Here is an 18,298-nt window from a genome sequence, read left to right as displayed (position 1 = left end):
GAGACTTAGCTGTCCAGTTTGGTAATATTTTCTGAAAAAATAGCATTGAGCAGGAGGGTACAGTAAGGCTACCCAACCGAACAAAAATATATTTGATTTATTTGGAGAATAAGTAGTACCTAATCCTGTCCATCTATTAATCAACCTTTACTCAAACTACGTATGAAAAGACAACTCCTTTTTGCTTTATTTCTGGGATTACTCTGCGTGACAAGCCGTTTGCACGCACAACGAAAAATGGAAATGCTGGGCCGGGGCGTTGTGGCTGTCCGAACTAGTCCTGACCAAGTTTATGTTGGCTGGCGGCTGTTGGCCACCGATCCCGCTAATGTTGCCTTCAACGTATACCGGGGTGCGACCAAACTCAATGCAACTCCCATTACGCAGTCTACGAATTATACCGATCAGACGGTTGTCGAAGGGCAATACAGCGTTCGGCCCGTTGTCAACGGAGTCGAACAGGCTGGGTCCGCACTAGCGAAAGCCTGGGCAACAAATATTCTCCGGATTCCGCTTAAAGTTCCTGCGCCGGGCCCTAATTATACCTATAGCCCTAATGATGCCTCGGTTGGTGACCTGGATGGCGACGGTGAATACGAAATCATTCTAAAATGGGACCCTTCTAACGCACAGGATAATTCGCTGGCGGGGGTGACGGGTAATGTGTACCTAGATGCCTACCGGCTGGATGGTACGTTTCTGTGGCGCATTGACCTGGGACGGAACATCCGCGCGGGGGCGCACTACACCCAATTTATGGTGTATGACCTGGACAGCGATGGAAAAGCCGAAATTGCCTGCAAAACCGCCGACGGTACCATTGATGGCAAAGGAAAAGTAATTGGAAACGCTGACGCCGACTACCGGAATGCCAGTGGATATATTTTAGCGGGGCCGGAATACCTGACGGTGTTTAATGGCCAGACCGGCGCCGAAATTACCACCGTGGGGTATCTGCCGCAGCGCCACCCAACGGCGGGCGACAATCCAACACCTAACCAGATTCGGGAAGTGTGGGGCGACAACTATGGCAACCGCATGGACCGTTTTCTAGCCTGTATTGCGTATCTGGATGGGGTTCATCCCAGTCTGGTTATGACCCGTGGTTACTATACGGGCCAAAGCGGTATTCGGGGACGTACGTACCTGGCGGCCTGGGATTTTAAGAATGGTCAGTTGGCGCATCGCTGGTCGTTTGATACCTACCAGAATCCGGCAAATGACGCCTACAATGGCCAGGGAAATCACAACTTGTCGGTTGGTGACGTGGACGGCGACGGGAAGGATGAAATTATTTATGGTGCCTGCGCTATTGATGACAATGGTCAGGGATTATACACAACAGGCCTCGGCCACGGCGATGCGCTGCATATGTCGGACATGGACCCGGATCGTCCGGGCTTGGAGGTCTACCAGCCGCACGAAACCCCGAGCCTTTACGGACCAAATGCCTTTGACTTGCGGGATGCGCGCACGGGACAACTTATTTTTGGCGGGCCCGGACCGAACAGTGGCGATAATGGCCGAGGCATGGCAGCCGATATCGATCCGCGTCATAAAGGCTACGAAGTATGGTCGTCCAGAGGAGGGCTGTATACCATAAAAGGCGAACAGATCAGTACCTCAAAACCATCCATCAATTTTGGCCTTTGGTGGGATGGCGACCTGAGCCGTGAACTCCTCGACGGAACGTCCATCGACAAATGGAACTACAACACCAGCCGATCCGAACGCCTCGTGACGGGCACCACTTTTGGGGCCGAGCGGAATAATACCACCAAAGCCAATCCCTGCCTGAGTGCCGATTTGTTTGGCGACTGGAGGGAAGAAGTGATCTGGCGGAATGCGAACAATTCAGAGCTTATTATTACGACCACGACGATTCCAACGGCTGAAAATACCCCGCGCATTTATTCATTAATGCAGGATCCACAGTATCGCCTGAGCGTGGCGTGGCAGAATGTGGCCTACAATCAACCGCCGCATCCAGGTTTTTATCTGGGTACCGATATGGCTGCTCCACCGGTCCGCAATGCCGAAACGATAACTCGTCCGTTGCAGCTCGAACCACCAACCTACGATTGCGCGACGGGAAAAATCATTTTCCGGTACAGCGGTGGGAACGGAACCCTGGTGGAATTTCTGGGCGACGGCATGCGGAGCTTTACGTCAGAAGCTGAATACTACATTGCGCCCGGAAGCACTAAGACCTATGGACTGGTGCTGCGCCAAAAAGTAGGGAATCGCTACGTTACTTACAAAGGACAAATCCAGATTCCGGCTTGTAACCAAAATGCGCGGGTAGCCAGCTCCAAGGCGGAACTGTCGGCTGGGCTGACGGCGGTGGTTTATCCAAACCCGGTTAGTGAAGAATTTAGCGTAACCATTGGTGGTGTGCAGGGCCAGGCTGTCCGAATGCAGTTAACCGATATCAATGGCTTACCGATTGTGGTTAAGACAATCGAAGCAAAGACAAATCAGCACACGGAGCAGGTGAAACTAGGCCAGCGTCCGTCAGGAATTTATCTCTTGCGGGTAAGTACAGCCAAAGAAGTGAAAACGCTGAAGCTGATTAAGCCCTAGTAAAAACGAACCGTTGAATCGCAGCCTTGTACCTGGCATACTACGCTTAGGTACAAGGCTGTTTTTTTTGTAGCTACTCCAAAAACCTACTTCAATTTTTCATTTTTCAAAACGTCTGTCTACTAGTTTCTTCACAGTAGAAAGGCATAGTTTGCAACATTTTTTAGAGAAAATATCATTGAGACCAGAAGAGTACAGTAAGGTTAGGCCATGAGGTAGGTTTAATTTTAGAATAGAATTGAGAAAATCTATTCACTTAACGGTATAAATCGTGGTCAACTTTCTACGAACGGCAGGGACTGCCTTGCTGAGTGCTTTTGTTGTGCACACTCAGGCGGTTAGTCAGAATCAGAGCCTATTAGCGCTGGGGACAGCGCGTCCGCAGACGAGCCTTCGGGTGTCAGCACAAGAAATAACAGTTACCGGAACCGTAAAAGGCGACAATGGCGAAGCCCTCCCCGGGGTAAGTATCGTCTTGAAAGGCACAACAACCGGTACGACAAGCGACGTCAACGGACGTTATCGAATCAGTATTCCAGACGGGAATGGAACGCTGGTTTTTTCGTTCATCGGTTATACAACGCAGGAATTACCGGTTAATAACCGTTCGGCATTGGATGTGCAACTAGAAACCGATACCAAATCGCTGAACGAAGTTGTGGTGGTTGGATATGGTGCCGTCAAAAGAAGCGATGTAACGGGTTCATTGGCTTCAGTAAGTTCAAAGCAAATAGAACAGGTGCCGGTGCAGAGCTTGAGCCAGGCACTACAGGGCCGCGCCGCTGGGGTCGATGTAGCGACCAGCAGCTTCCGGCCGGGTGACAACCCAACCATTCGGATTCGCGGAAACCGGTCTTTGCAGGCATCCAACGATCCTCTGTATGTAGTCGATGGAATTCCAGCCGGTCCGGGAACGAGCATTGCCGATTTCAACCCACTCGATGTTGAATCGGTTGAGGTGCTGAAAGATGCCTCGGCAGCGGCTATCTATGGTTCACGGGGTGCCAACGGCGTTATTCTGGTAACAACCAAACGCGGTAAAGCGGGCTCCGTTAATTTTAACTACGACGGATACGTTGGTTTTGAAGGACCACTAACCAAACTCGAAAACTTTAACGCGTCGGAACTGGCCGAGGTGCGTCGGGAAGGGTACCGGGCCGTTAATGCCTACAGTACGCTCTATCCCAACCCCGTTGACGATAGAACGCTTTTCGGTGCTGATCCTTTTGGACTTCAGTCAATTGATATGGGCTACGAGTGGGATAATTATGCCCAGCGTATTCCTAAATACCGCCCTACAACGGCTGAGGAGAAAGCTCTGTACGGCGTCGATCAAGTTCCGATCTACAACGCTGCCAACGTGCGCAATACTGATTGGGCTGACATTGCGCTTCGCACCGGCATTACGCAAAGCCACCAGCTGAGCGTTAGCGGTGGAAGCGAAAAACTACGGGCTTTGTTTTCGGGAGGTTATTTCTCTCAAAAAGGGATTCAGGAAAGTCAGGATTTCAACCGGTACAATGCCCGCCTGAACCTGGATTACAAAATCAACAATTACGTTAGCGTGGGCGCTTCTACTAACCTGACTTATTCCGTACAGAATCTGGGAGTTGATATGTATTCCAAGGCGCTGGGGCAGTTACCTTTCGCCATTCCTTATGACACAACGGGTAACTATATTTTCTTGCCCGGTGGAGATATTGGTATCATTAACCCGATTCTGGACCCCGGTCTGGTTACCAGCGAAAGACGCGCCACTCGTTTCTTCGGAAGTTTTTACCTGGAAGCACAACCCATCAAAGGCCTACGGTATCGCCTGAATTTTGGTCCTGACTTGCGTAGCAACCGAACTGGAAATTTCCAGGCAGGTCGCTCATCCTTCCGCCAGGGTGGTACGTCGTATGCGCGGTACCAGCAGGAACAACGCCTTGCTTACACGCTTGAAAACCTGCTTTATTACGACAAAAGTTTTGGGGCTAAGCACAGCATTGGCTTGACCTTGCTGCACAGCATTTCCAGCAACCGCTACGAAGGATCGGATATTACGGTTTCCAACTTACCGTACGACAGCCAGAAATTCTACAACGTTGGATCAACGTATAATGCCAACCCGGACGGATACAGCACGGGTTATTCGCTCACCAAACTGATGTCGTGGATGGGACGGGTTAATTATACCCTCCTGAACAAATACCTGTTCACGGCAACAGCTCGCTACGATGGAGCTTCCGTACTGGCTGAAGGCAACAAATGGGATTTGTTTCCCTCGTTTGCTTTTGCCTGGAAATTGCAGGAGGAAAGCTTCCTGAAAAACATCAGTGCCATCAATGAATTGAAAGTGCGGGTAGGCTACGGATCGACTGGTAACTCGGCGATTAACGCCTACCAAACGGGTGGCTTCCTGAACCGGACCGCTTACATCTGGGGCGACACACCGGCCTATGGATATGCCCCCGCTACGGACGGCCTTCCAAATCCTAATCTGAAATGGGAACGCACCAACAGCATTAACGCCGGGATTGATTTTGGAATACTCAATAATCGCATTTCCGGTAGCATCGATGCGTACCAGGCCAATACCCGCGACCTGATCATGTCGCGCCAAATCCCGACGGCTTCTGGTTTTAGCTCAATCCTGACCAACATTGGAGCGACGCGAAACAGCGGTATCGAGCTAACGCTTTCGACCGTGAATATTGAGCGGCCCGGTGGCTTCCAGTGGAAAACAGACTGGGTATTCATGACCAACAAAGAACAAATCGTGGAATTGTCGAGCGGCAAGAATGACCTGGTGGGGAACCGCTGGTTTATCGGTCAGCCTATCAATGTGTTCTACGATTACCAGTTTGATGGCATCTTCCAGAATAACGAAGCGGATCAGGCGTTGATCGCCCTGTACAAGGCGAAAGCCCCTAACTCCACGTTTGCACCCGGCAAAATCAAGGTTCGGGACATGAATGGAGACTCGCTGATTAACCTGAACGACATGACAATTCTGGGCTCTACGGTGCCTAAATGGTCAGGGAGCTTAACGAACACTTTCTCTTACAAAGGCTTCGAATTTTCATTCCTGGTATTTGCCCGGATCGGCCAGCTTATGCAAAGCAATGCCTATCGCCCCGGACTTTCTGGTCGTTATCCATTCATGAAGGTCAATTACTGGACCCCGACGAACCCGAGCAACGAATTCCCACGTCCCAACAAAAACTTTGACATCCAGGAATTTGCCACGTCGATGACGTATCCAAGTACTTCGTTTGTCCGGGTACGTAGCATTTCACTGAGCTACAGCGTTCCACGCGACATCCTGGGCCGGTACCGAATCAACAACATGAATGTATACGTTAACGCGGTCAATCCATTCCTGTTCACCAACTTCAAGGCGCTTGATCCTGAAGGCGGTGACCTCAGTACACGGAGTATTGTTTTGGGCTTACGCTTTGGCTTCTAATTATTGAGATTGAGACAATTATTATGAAAAAGATAATCACAACACTGGCGATTCTGACAGGTCTGTGCACTACCTCCTGCAAAGATTACCTGGAAGAAGAATTGGTATCGACGCTTACCTATCAATACTACGACACGGAACAGGGTGTGGAGGATTTGTTGAAAGCCTGTTACGAAACAAGTCGTCATAAGTTTGGCTACGAGCACGGCTACGCCCTGTTTAATTTCGGCGTGGATGAATTTGTGCAGGGCGATCAGTTGAATTTCAACTATTTCAACGTTTATGACAACCGCCTGAATGCTTCGGAAGGGTATTTCCACGATGTCTGGTCGGCTAATTACGAAGGAATCAACCGTTGTAATATTGCTATTCAGCGCGTTCCTGTCGTAACTCCTGTTCGAACACTGGTGACCGCCGCCGCCCGCAACCAGCGGCTCGGCGAAGCGCATTTTCTCAGAGCGTATTATTATTTTATGTTGGTGCAGCAATTTGGCGCTATTCCGCTGGTAACCGCTCCTTCTGAAGGGGTGCAGCTGGAATTTACCCGGGCTTCAGTACCAGACGTATACAACCAGATTATCGCAGACCTGCGCTTTGCCGTGGCTAATTTGCCCGCTACGCAGGGAGAATTTGGCCGGGCTACCCGGGGCGCTGCGCAGCATATTCTGGCAGACGTATACCTGACTCGCGGTAGTGCGGTTACGGACGTGCGTGGGCAGAAATCGACCGACATTGACAGTGCGGCATTCTACGCCGATGCAGTCATTAATTCAAACGTTTATGCCTTGGAAAACGATTTCGGTACGCTATGGGACTACCGAAACATCGCTGCCGGGAACGTAACCAACGCCATCGCTGCGGCAGAACGGAGCAAGGAAATCATCTTCTCAACTCAGTTCAACACCAACCTGACGTTGGCGGGCCGTTTTGGTAATCAGATGCACATGTACTTCCTCATGTCGTATGATTTGAACGAGCCGGGCCTCACGCGGGATATTGTCAATGGCCGTCCGTTCCGTCGTTTGCGTCCGTCGGATTATGCCATGGATATTTATGACCGTAAAAATGATTCCCGTTTTTACAAGAGCATGAAAGTGTCTTATCTGGCGAATAACGCGGCCAGCATTCCGAAATGGACCGCCACTGATGCACCAAGCCCGAACTTAGTAGGTCAAGCCAAATTTGCGTTGGGCGATACGGCACTACACGTCATTGTAAATTCGCGAGAAACGACACTGACCGAGAGAGATCTGACTAGAAACCGGTACAAAACCTACGCTCGCTACTACCGCAGAGCTAATGGTACATTGGTTGATGGTTTCGTCGCAGCGGGCGGTGGAAAATTCCCAAGTTTGCTGAAGTACATCGATCCGAACCGGACGACAGTGGCGCAGCAGCAGGGAACCCGCGATGGCATCATTGCTCGGTTGGGAGAAACTTACCTGATCGCTGCCGAAGCGTATGGCCGGAAAGGGGATTACGGCAAGGCTTTGACATACATCAATAAACTCCGCGAAAGAGCTGCTTATAAAGCGGGTGAAACGAAAGCCCCCCAGTTCTGGCAAACAGAAGGAGGCAGTAGAAATGATGTAAGCAGCACCTACGAAGCTGTTCGGGTGACGGAAGCAAAATTCAACACGAACGATCCGGCGGAGATGTATCCGGCATCGGCTACCAGCGCGGCCCAACGCTTCATCCATTTTATTCTCAACGAGCGCACGCGTGAATTGATGGGTGAACTTCACCGCTGGGAAGACCTGGCACGGACTGAAACACTTGTAGAACGTACTAAGCTTTTCAACAAGGAGGCCGTCAACATTCAGCCTTTCCACAAGCTGCGTCCGATCCCGCAAGCGCACCTGGAGCGTATCTTTACCCAGGGACGCCCGCTGACTTCTACAGAACGGCAGGCCCAGCAGAATCCGGGTTATTAATCCGTAGCAGGAACCATACACAGAGAGCACTTTTCACAAGTTGCTCTCTGTTTTTTTGTTGGGGACTATCGGCGTGAAAAGGGAGCAGGAAAAGATCAATTTTCTAAAATTTAGGCTGAAAAAGCATTATTTCTCCCCTCGTTGTTCATCTTTGCAAAAACCAGAAATTCAGTAACCTCAAACCTACTTTGCTATGAAAATGCTAAAGTGCCTAGTTTTTACACTGCTTGCTACGGTAACCCTTATGTCGGCTGTCGGGCCTAAAAAAGACGAGACAGATGCGGTGGCGCAGGCCGTGGAAAAACTCCGTAAAGCCATGATTGATCCCGACAAAAAAGCACTGGACGCCATCGCTTCCGATAAGCTGAGCTACGGTCACTCGAGCGGGAAAATTGAGGAGAAAGCCGCCTTTATGGAGGCCTTCCTGAGCGGAAATTCTGATTTTAAAGCCATAACCCTCACGGATCAAACCATCACGGTTGTGGACAATACGGCCACGGTGCGCCATACACTATCGGCCGAAACCAACGATAAAGGTGTCGCCGGGAAAGTAAAGCTGGCCGTATTGCTCGTTTGGGTAAAACAAAAAGGAGACTGGAAGCTGCTGGCGCGTCAGGCGGTGAAACTGGCCCAGTAGGGCGTAGAAAATTCCGGGAAGTCAGGAGAGTGCATGATAGAGCGGCAAAGACAAACCAGCATCTTGCGGTTACTAACCGTTGTTGTGGTTTTGATAACTTTTTGACCTTTTCGAAGCATGCTTCTCTTCCTTTCGATTATATCTTTCTGGCTAAACCTCGTCAACGCTCCTGATCCAGCTTGGGTAAAACAGGTAGGCGCGCGAACCATACCAACGAAAAAAACAGTTTACTTAACCGCTACTTATGGGGCGGTAGGGGATGGCAAAGCCCTGAATACCAAAGCCATTCAGAAAGCCATCGATGCCGCAGCTGCTAAAGGAGGCGGCCTTATTACATTTAAGCCGGGGCGTTACCTGACTGGCTCCCTGTTTCTGAAAAAAGGCGTTACGCTGCACCTGGACAAAGGCGTTGTGTTGCTGGGAAGCCAGACCCTGGCCGATTACCCCGAAATTGATACGCGGGTGGCCGGTATCGAAATGAAATGGCCTGCCGCGCTCATCAACATTCTGGATCAGGAGAACGTGGCGATAACCGGTGAGGGCACCGTCAATGCGCAGGGCAAACCGTTCTGGGATAGCTACTGGTCACTGCGGAAAGACTACGAGAAAAAAGGGCTGCGCTGGATTGTCGATTACGACGCCAAACGCCCGCGCACGCTGCTGGTTGCCAATTCAGTCAATATCACACTCAAAGGCATTACGTTGCAGGAAGCCGGTTTCTGGACGGTGCATATCCTGTATTCAAAGCACGTTACCGCCGACGGACTGGTGATCAGAAACAACATTGGTGGTCACGGCCCCAGTACCGATGGCATTGACATTGATTCTTCTTCCTACATTCTGGTTCAAAACTGCGACATTGATTGCAACGACGATAATTTCTGCCTGAAATCCGGTCGTGATTGGGATGGCCTGCGGGTCAATCGTCCGGCGGAATACATTGTAATTCGGGATTGCGTTTCGGGAGCGGGCGGCGGCTTGATCACGTTTGGCAGCGAAACGTCGGGCGGCATTCGGCATGTGCTGGCCCGTAATTTGAAAGCCAAAGGAACCAAGGTTGGCATTCGCCTGAAGTCGGCAACAACGCGGGGCGGCACCGTAGAAGACATTCACCTGGAAGATATTCAGATGGATGGCGTCGGAACCGCCGTTGAAGTGACCATGAACTGGAATCCGAGCTACAGCTATTCGACCCTGCCCGAAGGTTACACGGAAGCTACCTTGCCTGCGCACTGGAAAACCATGCTGGCAAAAGTAGAACCGGCCGAACGCGGAATCCCGCACTTCCGAAACGTATCCATCAAACGATTGACCGTGACGGATGCCAAACGGGCTATTCTGGCCGAAGGGCTGAAAGAGTCGTTGCTGGAAAATTTCCGCTTCGAAGACGTAACCATCACTACTGATAAAGCAGGACAAATCGATTTTGGCCAGAACTGGACGCTTCAGAATATGGCTATCAAAGCCAGAGATAATCAGCCGCTGACCGTAAAAAACAGCAGCGGAATAAGCCTGTAATTCCATCCCTATCCTAAGCTCAAATGAATGCAATGAAACGACTGTTCCTAGCGGCGGGGCTGCTGGTCTTTTCCGGTGAATTGATGGCCCAACGCCTGATGGAAGCCCTGAACCGGGGTATGGTAGCCATACAGCAGGAGGGGCACGTATACGTCGGCTGGCGGCTGCTGGGTACCGATCCCGATAACATCGCCTTCAATGTGTACCGTACCACAGGAAGTAAAAAAGCGGTTAAGCTCAATAAAATTCCCCTTACTGGGAGTACCAATTACGTGGACCAGGCGGTAGATACGAGCCAAACAAATGCGTATTTCGTTCGTCCGATCCTAAACGGGAAAGAGCAGGGGGCAAGTGAATCATTTGCGGCCATCCGTCAGCCTTATCTGAATATCCCACTCCAAACGCCAACTGGTTACACGCCTAATGACGCTTCGGTAGGAGATTTAGACGGCGATGGCGAATACGAAATTGTTCTGCATCAGACCGGCCGAAGCCGCGATACGGGCGCTAAAGGCTTGACCGATCCACCCGTTCTAGAAGCCTACAAACTGGACGGTACGTTACTTTGGCGTATCAATCTGGGCAAAAACATCCGGGAGGGAGCGCACTATACGCAGTTTATGGTGTACGATCTGGATGGCGACGGGCGGGCCGAAATAGCCTGTAAAACCGCCGACGGAACCGTAGATGGTCGCGGGAAAGTGATTGGTGATTCGACCAAAGACTGGCGCAGTACGCAGGATCAAACGCTCGGTAAAATTCTCGATGGCCCGGAATTCTTCACCATTTTCGACGGCAAAACCGGGGCTGAACTGGCCACGACCGATTACATGCCATCGCGCTATCCAACCGACGGTTGGGGCGGCATTGGCGGCAACGGTGGAACAGACAACAACGGCAACCGAGTGGATCGATTTCTGGCTTGCGTGGCTTACCTGGACGGAAAGCTGCCGAGTGTGGTGATGTGCCGGGGTTACTACGGACGCACGGTGCTGGCTGCCTGGGACTGGCGCGGCGGCAAGCTAACTTCCCGTTGGGTTTTTGATTCGGCGAAAGAAGCCGAAGGCTATTCGGGTATGGGCAATCACAACCTGACCGTGACGGACGTGGATGGCGACGGAAAAGACGAAATCGTTTACGGCTCCATGACGGTAGATGATAACGGAAAAGGCTTGTACACCACGCGTTTGCGGCACGGAGACGCCTTGCACGTTAGCGATCTGGACCCCACTCGGCCCGGTCTGGAAGCCTGGGGCATTCACGAAAATGAAGAACCTGTTCCGGGCTATGAGAAAGGCTACGGAGCGGCTTTGTTTGATGCGCGCACCGGCGAAGTTTTATGGGGTTCTTTTCCCGGTCAGGATGTGGGTCGGGGCGTAGCCGAAGATATTGATCCGTCTAATCCGGGGGCGGAACTCTGGTGGTCGGGTTCGGAAGGCATTTACAGTACCAAAGGAAAACGAATTGGAAATAGTCCTAAATCGTGCAATTTCGTGATCTGGTGGGATGGCGACCTGACCCGCGAATTACTGGACGGAAACCACATCGACAAATACGTCAACGGTGGAACGGAAACACGGTTGTTGACCGCCGAAGGGTGTTCTTCCAACAACGGCACCAAAGCGACGCCGACGCTCAGTGCTGATCTGTTCGGCGACTGGCGCGAGGAAGTCATTTTTCGGACCAACGATAATAAAAACCTCAGGATTTACACAACTACTCTTCCAACCACGCATCGCCTGCCTACACTCATGCACGACCCGCAGTACCGGCTGAGCATTGCCTGGCAGAACGTGGGGTATAACCAACCACCGCACCCGAGCTTTTTTCTGGGTACGGGCATGCAGAAAGCCCCGAAGCCGAAGATTGTTGTGAAAAAATAGAACTCGCTTAGAAAGCTTGGTAAACAACCCTATCAGCTGATTTTAGCCGGATTTTGCGCACTGAACCGGTGCCTTGGAAGTGGTAAACAAGACCAACAAGATCCGATGCTTTTGAGTCAGAAGACAGTTGGTAGGCCAGTTTATCGTTCACAAAAAAGCGAAGGTATTGTCCGTCACCCTCGCAACGAACTTTTACCCAATCCGAAAAGTCCACGCCGAACGCGGATAAGTCCGTGGTTTTACCAGACACCATTTTGTCCAGCGCCATCAAACCCAGTTCCGAAACGCAGCCCTTGGCCGAGAGCGGAATGACGATGGCGTTGCCTTCGGTCAACAACGTAATCCGGGTCTGTTGGCAGGCGGCTGATCCTTCGGCGTATTCATTTTTTACGTCCGATTCAAACTCAAACTGATCGCTACGGACGCCTTTAAACTGTTGCACGTTGAAAAAAGACACCCAGGGGGTTTTAGGCTGTAAATCAACGTGATAAGCCGCGAGCTTTTCCAGCGGAAGCCCCATTTTGTCCGGCTGGATAACGTCGGAAGGCTTGAGATAAACCGGAACGGGTTGCACATCAATTAAAGGAAGCCAACCAGCCGAGGTGATTAGCAAATTATGTTCTTTAACAACCTGATTACCAACAACAAGTTTGGCCTGAAAGAAGCCTGGCTTGTAGTACATGGACGTATGTTTGTGACCTTCTTTAGCAACCTGGGTGCGGCGGCTGGGGTCCCAGGACTGTTGGATAAAAACCGAGTCGGTTGGGGCGGCAGTGGCCTCATAATCAAAAATAACCGAGTTAGGTACCCCCTCCGATATGACCTTCTGACTGCTAAACTGGTAGGGTTTGATGGGAGCAGAAGGAAGCGGACGGTTATGATTGCTCCAGAAATATCCCATGAGTAGCAAGGGCGTAATTACTAAAGCGGCCAGACCATATCTCCGAAAGGGTTGAGGCTTTTTCGGAGCCGGGCGGTTTTCGGGCGTAGGCTGAGGAAGTTGCGTGGCAGCAAAATGGTGTTGACGAAAAGCCCGCCAGTTGTCATAACCGCTAAAGCGCGCTAGTGTGTCGAGCGTTGTTTGGGTCGGTGCCGATTCGTACTTGACCTTACCCCAGACCCGTTTGAGCGTGGTGACGCTTAAGGTGACATTGGTTTGCTCAGCAATGTGTTCACTCAAAAGCTCAAAATCGCGACTTGACCAGCCAGAGCTATTGCCCCAACCTAGTTTTTCTTCGATCAAAGCCAGACAATGTGCTAAAGCCACGTCTTTACTTTCTGTAATCATTGGGCTGGGGATCAATTAGTTATTTGTTTGAATTAATTTGCACAAACTTGAACGCGGCTTGGTTTGGCTAATTATCTATTGCCGATCAACTTTGCGTCATTCTTTTTTAATTCTGTTTACGTAATGCAAATCTACAGCAAAAATCGAATGGCGGGAATTTGCTTATTGGCGGCTTTCCTCGCATTAACAACGACAGCAAAGGGCCAGCCAGAAAAAATTATTCAGCCCAGACTGGCCGATATGGTCGAAGGAAAAGGATTGCGCGTCGTGAATCGAGCGGTGAGTCCTTTGCGGGAAAAAAACCGGCAGGGCCTGCGCTTCGACGAACGAAAAGAGCACGGAATTGCCTGGCTCGAAGGCGTTCGGTTCGGAAACGGCACCATCGAACTGGATATTCGGGGACGTGATGAGTTGCAGAAAAGTTTTGTTGGAATAGCCTTTCATGGCGTTGATGACCAAACGTTTGAAACCATCTATTTTCGGCCCTTTAACTTTCAGGCGTTAGATTCCATCCGGCGGATTCATGCCGTGCAATACACCTTTGAGCCGGGTGCATCCTGGGAGAAGCTGCGTAAAGAGCACCCCGGACAGTATGAAAAAAGCGTTAATCCCGCCCCCGGGCCAACCGACTGGTTTCATGCGCGCATCGAAATCAACATGCCTACCATTCGCGTTTTCGTGAATAATGCACCCCAGCCCAGTCTGGTCGTTGAGAGCCTTAGTAGTCACCGGGAAGGCGCTTTGGGGTTGATGGTAGGCAACCAGTCCAACGGCGATTTTGCTAATTTAAAGATCATGCCCGCTCGGTAACCGAAGCGTAATTGTGTAGGTAACTTCCCTGCCAAATCATACCTTTGAGTGTTTACTATTTCTTCCTTTCAATTTAATTGGTTTATGAAAAATTACAGTAAAAATCTAATGACCTTAACGCTTACGCTGTTGATGGGTCTTTTCTGCATTCAATCCATGGCCCAGGAGAAAGCGCCACCGGCCAGCCCTCCGGCAACGGCGAAGCAAACCGTTGGTAGCAAGACCATTACGATTGATTACAGCCAGCCATCCGTCAAAGGACGCGACATCTGGAACGCTGAAGGCAAACTGGCCCCTTACGGACAGGTATGGCGTACAGGTGCGAACGCCACGACAACCATCGACTTTTCGGACGATGTGAAGGTTGAAGGCAAAAGCGTGCCTAAAGGCAAATACGGTTTGTTTACCATTCCAGGCCAGAAAGAATGGGTAATCATCATTAACAAAGGAATCAAGTGGGGCGCGTATACATACAAGCAGGAAGAAGACGTAGTACGTGTAACGGTTCCGGCTAAAAAGGCGAAAAGCTTCCAGGAAAAATTCACCATCGATATTTCCAAAAAAGGAGTTGTTTCGTTGATGTGGGCTGACGCTCAGGCGGATTTTACGGTGAAGTAAGGTCGCGCCACGGTGGCCGCTTCACGCAGCAATGCCAGACTAGTATGGATTTACCAGATAACTCCTTACTAGTCTGGCATTTTTATAAGGCTTCCGGGCTACTTTACTCCTTGTAAAGCACCAGCATAGCTACCTCTCGTTGCTCGTTGACCAGCGCTAAACCCATCCCCGCTAAAATATCCACCAGGCTCTGCGGATTTTCGGGCTGGAACGAGAATTTAACATCCAGTTTCTCGCTGTTTTGAGTTCCGTTGATAACCAGTCGCTTTCCAGTCCCGAAGCTTTCCAAAAACTCAGCGAACTCGTTCATCGTAATTCCCTGCTGATCGATTTCGCCGTGCCGGGCGTAATAGGTGCGTTGGCCCGACTTGTTCCGGGGAATCCGCTTGAATTTTTCAGGGTCCATTATTTTTAAGACGCTCACATCCTTCAACTGCGGTTCCACTTTCGTCTGCATATCAAACCGCTTGGCTAGCTCGGTTTGCAATGTTGGCAGTAATTCGTCTTTACCCCTCACAATCAAATCCAGGCAATACACGGGCGCGTTGTTCCCCTCGCCGGTTTTGTCAATCGTCCGGCTGTACGGAAAATCGCCGTGGGCCAATCTATACAGCGACGTTAATGGTAGATTCAGGCACGTGATCCGACGTTGTTTAAACGTTGAATCATTCAGATAGGTCGTACTCAGGCCCGGACTTCCTTTTATCTCACCCTGCATCCTGAACCGGCTTTGTACTGTATCCGCCGCGTAGAAGTAAGTTTTAAGCACTTCAGCAGGAGGGAGTGGATTGTCTATTTTTTGGGGCAAATGCACTTCTTTTCGATTCCAGATGGCTTCGATCACCTGATCCGTAACGGCTTCGGGGTTCGTGCTGGCAATCAGTTTTCCTTCCGTATCGATCAATACCGTATGCGGAATCAGTTGATGCGGAAACAGTTTGGCAATAGCACCCGCCGTATCGACGGCAAACCACAGATTGGAAGGGCGGGCTGCCAGATACTGATTAGTTCGCTTGACGGTTTCGTTGGTTACCGCGATGACCTGCAACTGTGACCCGTATTTCTGCTGCAACTGCTTGAGGTGCGGCATGGCTTCGAGGCAAGAGCCACACCAAGTGGCCCAAAACTCAATCAGCACAATTTTGCCCTTTAACTGGCTTAATGCAGTCGCTTTGACGGGCGCGTTGAGGATTGTCTCGAATTGGAGGTCGGGTACTGCCTGCCCTTTTTTTTGCTGGGCTAAGCCTGCGTGAGCTAAAAATAGGAGAACGAAAGTTAACTGTTTCATGGTTTCTTGATTTGCCTCAAAAGACGGAGAAAAAGCCACGTGCACCGGTTAACCATCGTTAAGCTTCCTTAATTAGTGTTAACGCCGATTCGAATAAGGCTTGCTCAGCCTATTTTAGGGGTATGAAAAAGCACATCAATCTGATCCTGGTTCTGATGGCGCTGTGCGTAGCCGGCATTATTGGTTTGCAGTTGTTTTGGAACTACCAGAACTACAAAAGCACAGTCGATACGTTTCAGCGTGACAGCAACGAGGCCCTGAATACGGCGGTCGATCAGGAAATGGCCCAGCGTCACCAGCAATTGGTCAATCGGTTCAAAGGGTGGCTAGCGGATACGTCATTCATCACCATCACCTGCGACACCAACAACCGGGAGGGAAACACGGTTTTTCACATCAAGGACCGTTATCCCAAATACGCCGACAGTAAAGGATTCTCGTTTGGAATAAGTGACTTTAAGGAGAAGTTGCCCCAGATTACGCCACGAGCGAAAACAATTTTGATTAAGCACTTCGGCCAAAAAATGCTCTGGGGCGATTTGAAAAAAGGCTTCGTTTATTACTACACGCCGCGTCTGGGGGATAGCTTAGATACAGCCTATAAAAATAGCTCGGTGAATCGGGCCGCCCTGACCAAACTCTATCAAAAACTGCTGGCTGAAAAGGGCATCCGAACCTCGTTTGTGCTTAATCAAGACACAATCCAAGCCAACCATTATAGCACTAAGCCGGTTAACACCTCGTTGCGGCGGCCCTACAAAAAAGACCTGGTCTGGGCCGGTTTCGAAAGCCCGGATACGTATTTTTTAAAAAGCATGAAGTGGGTGATTATCAGCACGCTACTGCTCATTACCATTGCCCTGGTTTGCTTTGGTTATACGGCCAAAACGCTGCTCTCACAACACAAATTAGCGGAGCTGAAAGACAACTTCATTAACAATATGACGCATGAACTGAACACCCCATTGGCATCGATTAAGATCACGGCGGAAGCTTTGAGAACGTTCGCGTACCCGCCCGAAACCCAGAATGAGTATTTAAATATTATTAGCCACCAGACGGACAAACTAACGGCCCTGACCACCCAAATTTTAAATACCAATCGCCTCGTCCGAAGCTCCGAAGAAACATGGCAAGGGCTGGATCTCAATGCGTTGATGACTAAAGCAATCCACGACCTTGCCGTTCGGCTCGATCAGCAACAGGCCGAGGTTAACTACGAACCACTCTCCGAAGCTGCTCTGGTGCGCGGCGAAGCGGCCAGCCTGACTAACGTATTTACTAATATCATCGACAACGCGCTGAAGTACGCCCCCCGACACGCAAAGCTCGACATTCGTTTATCGGCCCGGGACAAGCAGGTCGAAATTGCGTTTGCCGACAACGGCATCGGTATTCCCGTTGAATACCACGACAAGGTGTTTGAGCGATTCTTTCGGGTTCCTCAAGGAAATGTACACGACGTAAAGGGCTACGGGCTGGGGTTAAGCTACGTCCGTCAGGTGATTCAACAGCATCGGGGGGCGGTGCATGTGCGGGCTAACCAGCCGTGCGGAAGTGTTTTCATCGTTCAACTGCCCTTGTTATGAGCGCCCAACCGCACATTTTGCTGGTGGAGGATGAGCCTTTCCTGGCTAAAGTGATCAAAGACAGCCTGGAACAGCGAAATTATGCCGTAACTCATACCGACGATGGCCGAAGAGCGTACAGCCTGTTTCAGCACCACCCATTTTCGCTTTGCATCGTGGATGTCATGCTGCCTCAAACGGATGGGTTTACGCTGGTTCGGCAGATTCGGGCTACCAACGTGCACGTTCCCATCTTATTTCTGACGGCCCGAACCGCGACAAAAGACGTCATTGAAGGCTACGAAAGTGGGGGCAATGATTACCTGAAGAAACCATTTAGCCTGGAAGAACTCTTTCTGCGGGTTCACGAACTCTTGAAACGGAACACGGCTCCGGTCCAGGCTCAGGAAACAGAGGTTTTGCTTGGCCAGTTTACCTTCAATCCCCACAAGCAGACGTTACAATTCCCAAACCAGCCCGAAACCCGGCTATCCCACCGGGAAACCCAGTTGTTGAATATGCTGTATCAGCACCGAAATACCCTACTGGATCGTAAGCAGGTGCTGATCACGTTGTGGGGAGACGACAGCTTTTTTCATACTAGGACAATGGATGTCTTCATCACCAAGCTCCGCAAACAGTTGAAACCCGACCCGTCCGTCGAAATTCTCAACATCCGGGGAATGGGTTACAAGCTGATTTGCTGATCGCGCCGGTGCG

12 protein-coding genes are annotated in these 18,298 nt (G+C 50.6%); 10 read left to right on the top strand and 2 right to left on the bottom strand.

Features of this window, described 5'->3' with window-relative positions:
- Positions 1-162: 162 nt before the first annotated feature.
- From L0Y31_RS19325 to L0Y31_RS19295, 6 genes are all read left to right on the top strand, one after another.
- Entirely contained in the window at positions 163-2,583 is a 2,421-nt protein-coding gene (locus L0Y31_RS19325) for a rhamnogalacturonan lyase family protein (RefSeq protein WP_305067603.1), read from the top strand.
- 271 nt (positions 2,584-2,854) lie between these two features.
- Positions 2,855-6,034 carry a SusC/RagA family TonB-linked outer membrane protein gene (locus L0Y31_RS19315; RefSeq protein WP_234734727.1) on the top strand — a complete coding sequence of 1,060 codons (3,180 nt, stop codon included), beginning with the start codon at positions 2,855-2,857 and terminating at the stop codon, positions 6,032-6,034.
- Positions 6,035-6,057: 23 nt separating this feature from the next.
- On the top strand, positions 6,058-7,968 hold the full coding sequence (locus L0Y31_RS19310) for a RagB/SusD family nutrient uptake outer membrane protein (protein ID WP_234734726.1): 1,911 nt from the start codon (positions 6,058-6,060) through the stop codon (positions 7,966-7,968).
- Positions 7,969-8,167: 199 nt separating this feature from the next.
- On the top strand, positions 8,168-8,605 hold the full coding sequence (locus L0Y31_RS19305) for a nuclear transport factor 2 family protein (RefSeq protein WP_310587117.1): 438 nt from the start codon (positions 8,168-8,170) through the stop codon (positions 8,603-8,605).
- Between the two features lie 117 nt (positions 8,606-8,722).
- The gene (locus tag L0Y31_RS19300) at positions 8,723-10,123 is read left to right on the top strand and encodes a glycoside hydrolase family 28 protein (protein ID WP_234734724.1); all 1,401 of its coding nucleotides are present in this window, start codon (positions 8,723-8,725) and stop codon (positions 10,121-10,123) included.
- A 32-nt stretch (positions 10,124-10,155) separates the two neighbouring features.
- Positions 10,156-12,006, top strand: a complete 1,851-nt coding sequence (locus tag L0Y31_RS19295) for a rhamnogalacturonan lyase (protein WP_234734723.1) — start codon at positions 10,156-10,158, stop codon at positions 12,004-12,006.
- Between the two features lie 7 nt (positions 12,007-12,013).
- Here L0Y31_RS19295 and L0Y31_RS19290 read toward each other — a convergent pair whose 3' ends face one another.
- On the bottom strand, positions 12,014-13,294 hold the full coding sequence (locus L0Y31_RS19290) for a hypothetical protein (protein WP_234734722.1): 1,281 nt from the start codon (positions 13,292-13,294) through the stop codon (positions 12,014-12,016).
- Between the two features lie 123 nt (positions 13,295-13,417).
- On the opposite strand from L0Y31_RS19290, the gene L0Y31_RS19285 reads away from it, so the two are divergent.
- Positions 13,418-14,104, top strand: coding sequence for a DUF1080 domain-containing protein (locus L0Y31_RS19285; RefSeq protein ID WP_234734721.1), 687 nt, complete (start codon positions 13,418-13,420; stop codon positions 14,102-14,104).
- A gap of 84 nt (positions 14,105-14,188) precedes the next feature.
- The gene (locus L0Y31_RS19280; protein WP_234734720.1) at positions 14,189-14,722 is read left to right on the top strand and encodes a DUF2911 domain-containing protein; all 534 of its coding nucleotides are present in this window, start codon (positions 14,189-14,191) and stop codon (positions 14,720-14,722) included.
- Between the two features lie 103 nt (positions 14,723-14,825).
- Here L0Y31_RS19280 and L0Y31_RS19275 read toward each other — a convergent pair whose 3' ends face one another.
- Complete coding sequence (locus L0Y31_RS19275; RefSeq protein ID WP_234734719.1) at positions 14,826-16,010, bottom strand: redoxin family protein; 1,185 nt, start codon at positions 16,008-16,010, stop codon at positions 14,826-14,828.
- A gap of 122 nt (positions 16,011-16,132) precedes the next feature.
- On the opposite strand from L0Y31_RS19275, the gene L0Y31_RS19270 reads away from it, so the two are divergent.
- Positions 16,133-17,599 carry a sensor histidine kinase gene (locus tag L0Y31_RS19270; protein ID WP_234734718.1) on the top strand — a complete coding sequence of 489 codons (1,467 nt, stop codon included), beginning with the start codon at positions 16,133-16,135 and terminating at the stop codon, positions 17,597-17,599.
- Positions 17,596-18,285 carry a response regulator transcription factor gene (locus L0Y31_RS19265; RefSeq protein ID WP_234734717.1) on the top strand — a complete coding sequence of 230 codons (690 nt, stop codon included), beginning with the start codon at positions 17,596-17,598 and terminating at the stop codon, positions 18,283-18,285. The genes L0Y31_RS19270 and L0Y31_RS19265 overlap by 4 nt, the downstream gene beginning before the upstream one ends.
- The last annotated feature ends 13 nt before the right edge of the window (positions 18,286-18,298 follow it).

The organism is Tellurirhabdus bombi (genome assembly GCF_021484805.1).
Lineage (GTDB): Bacteria > Bacteroidota > Bacteroidia > Cytophagales > Spirosomataceae > Tellurirhabdus > Tellurirhabdus bombi.
This window is presented reverse-complemented; position numbering and strand designations above follow the sequence as displayed.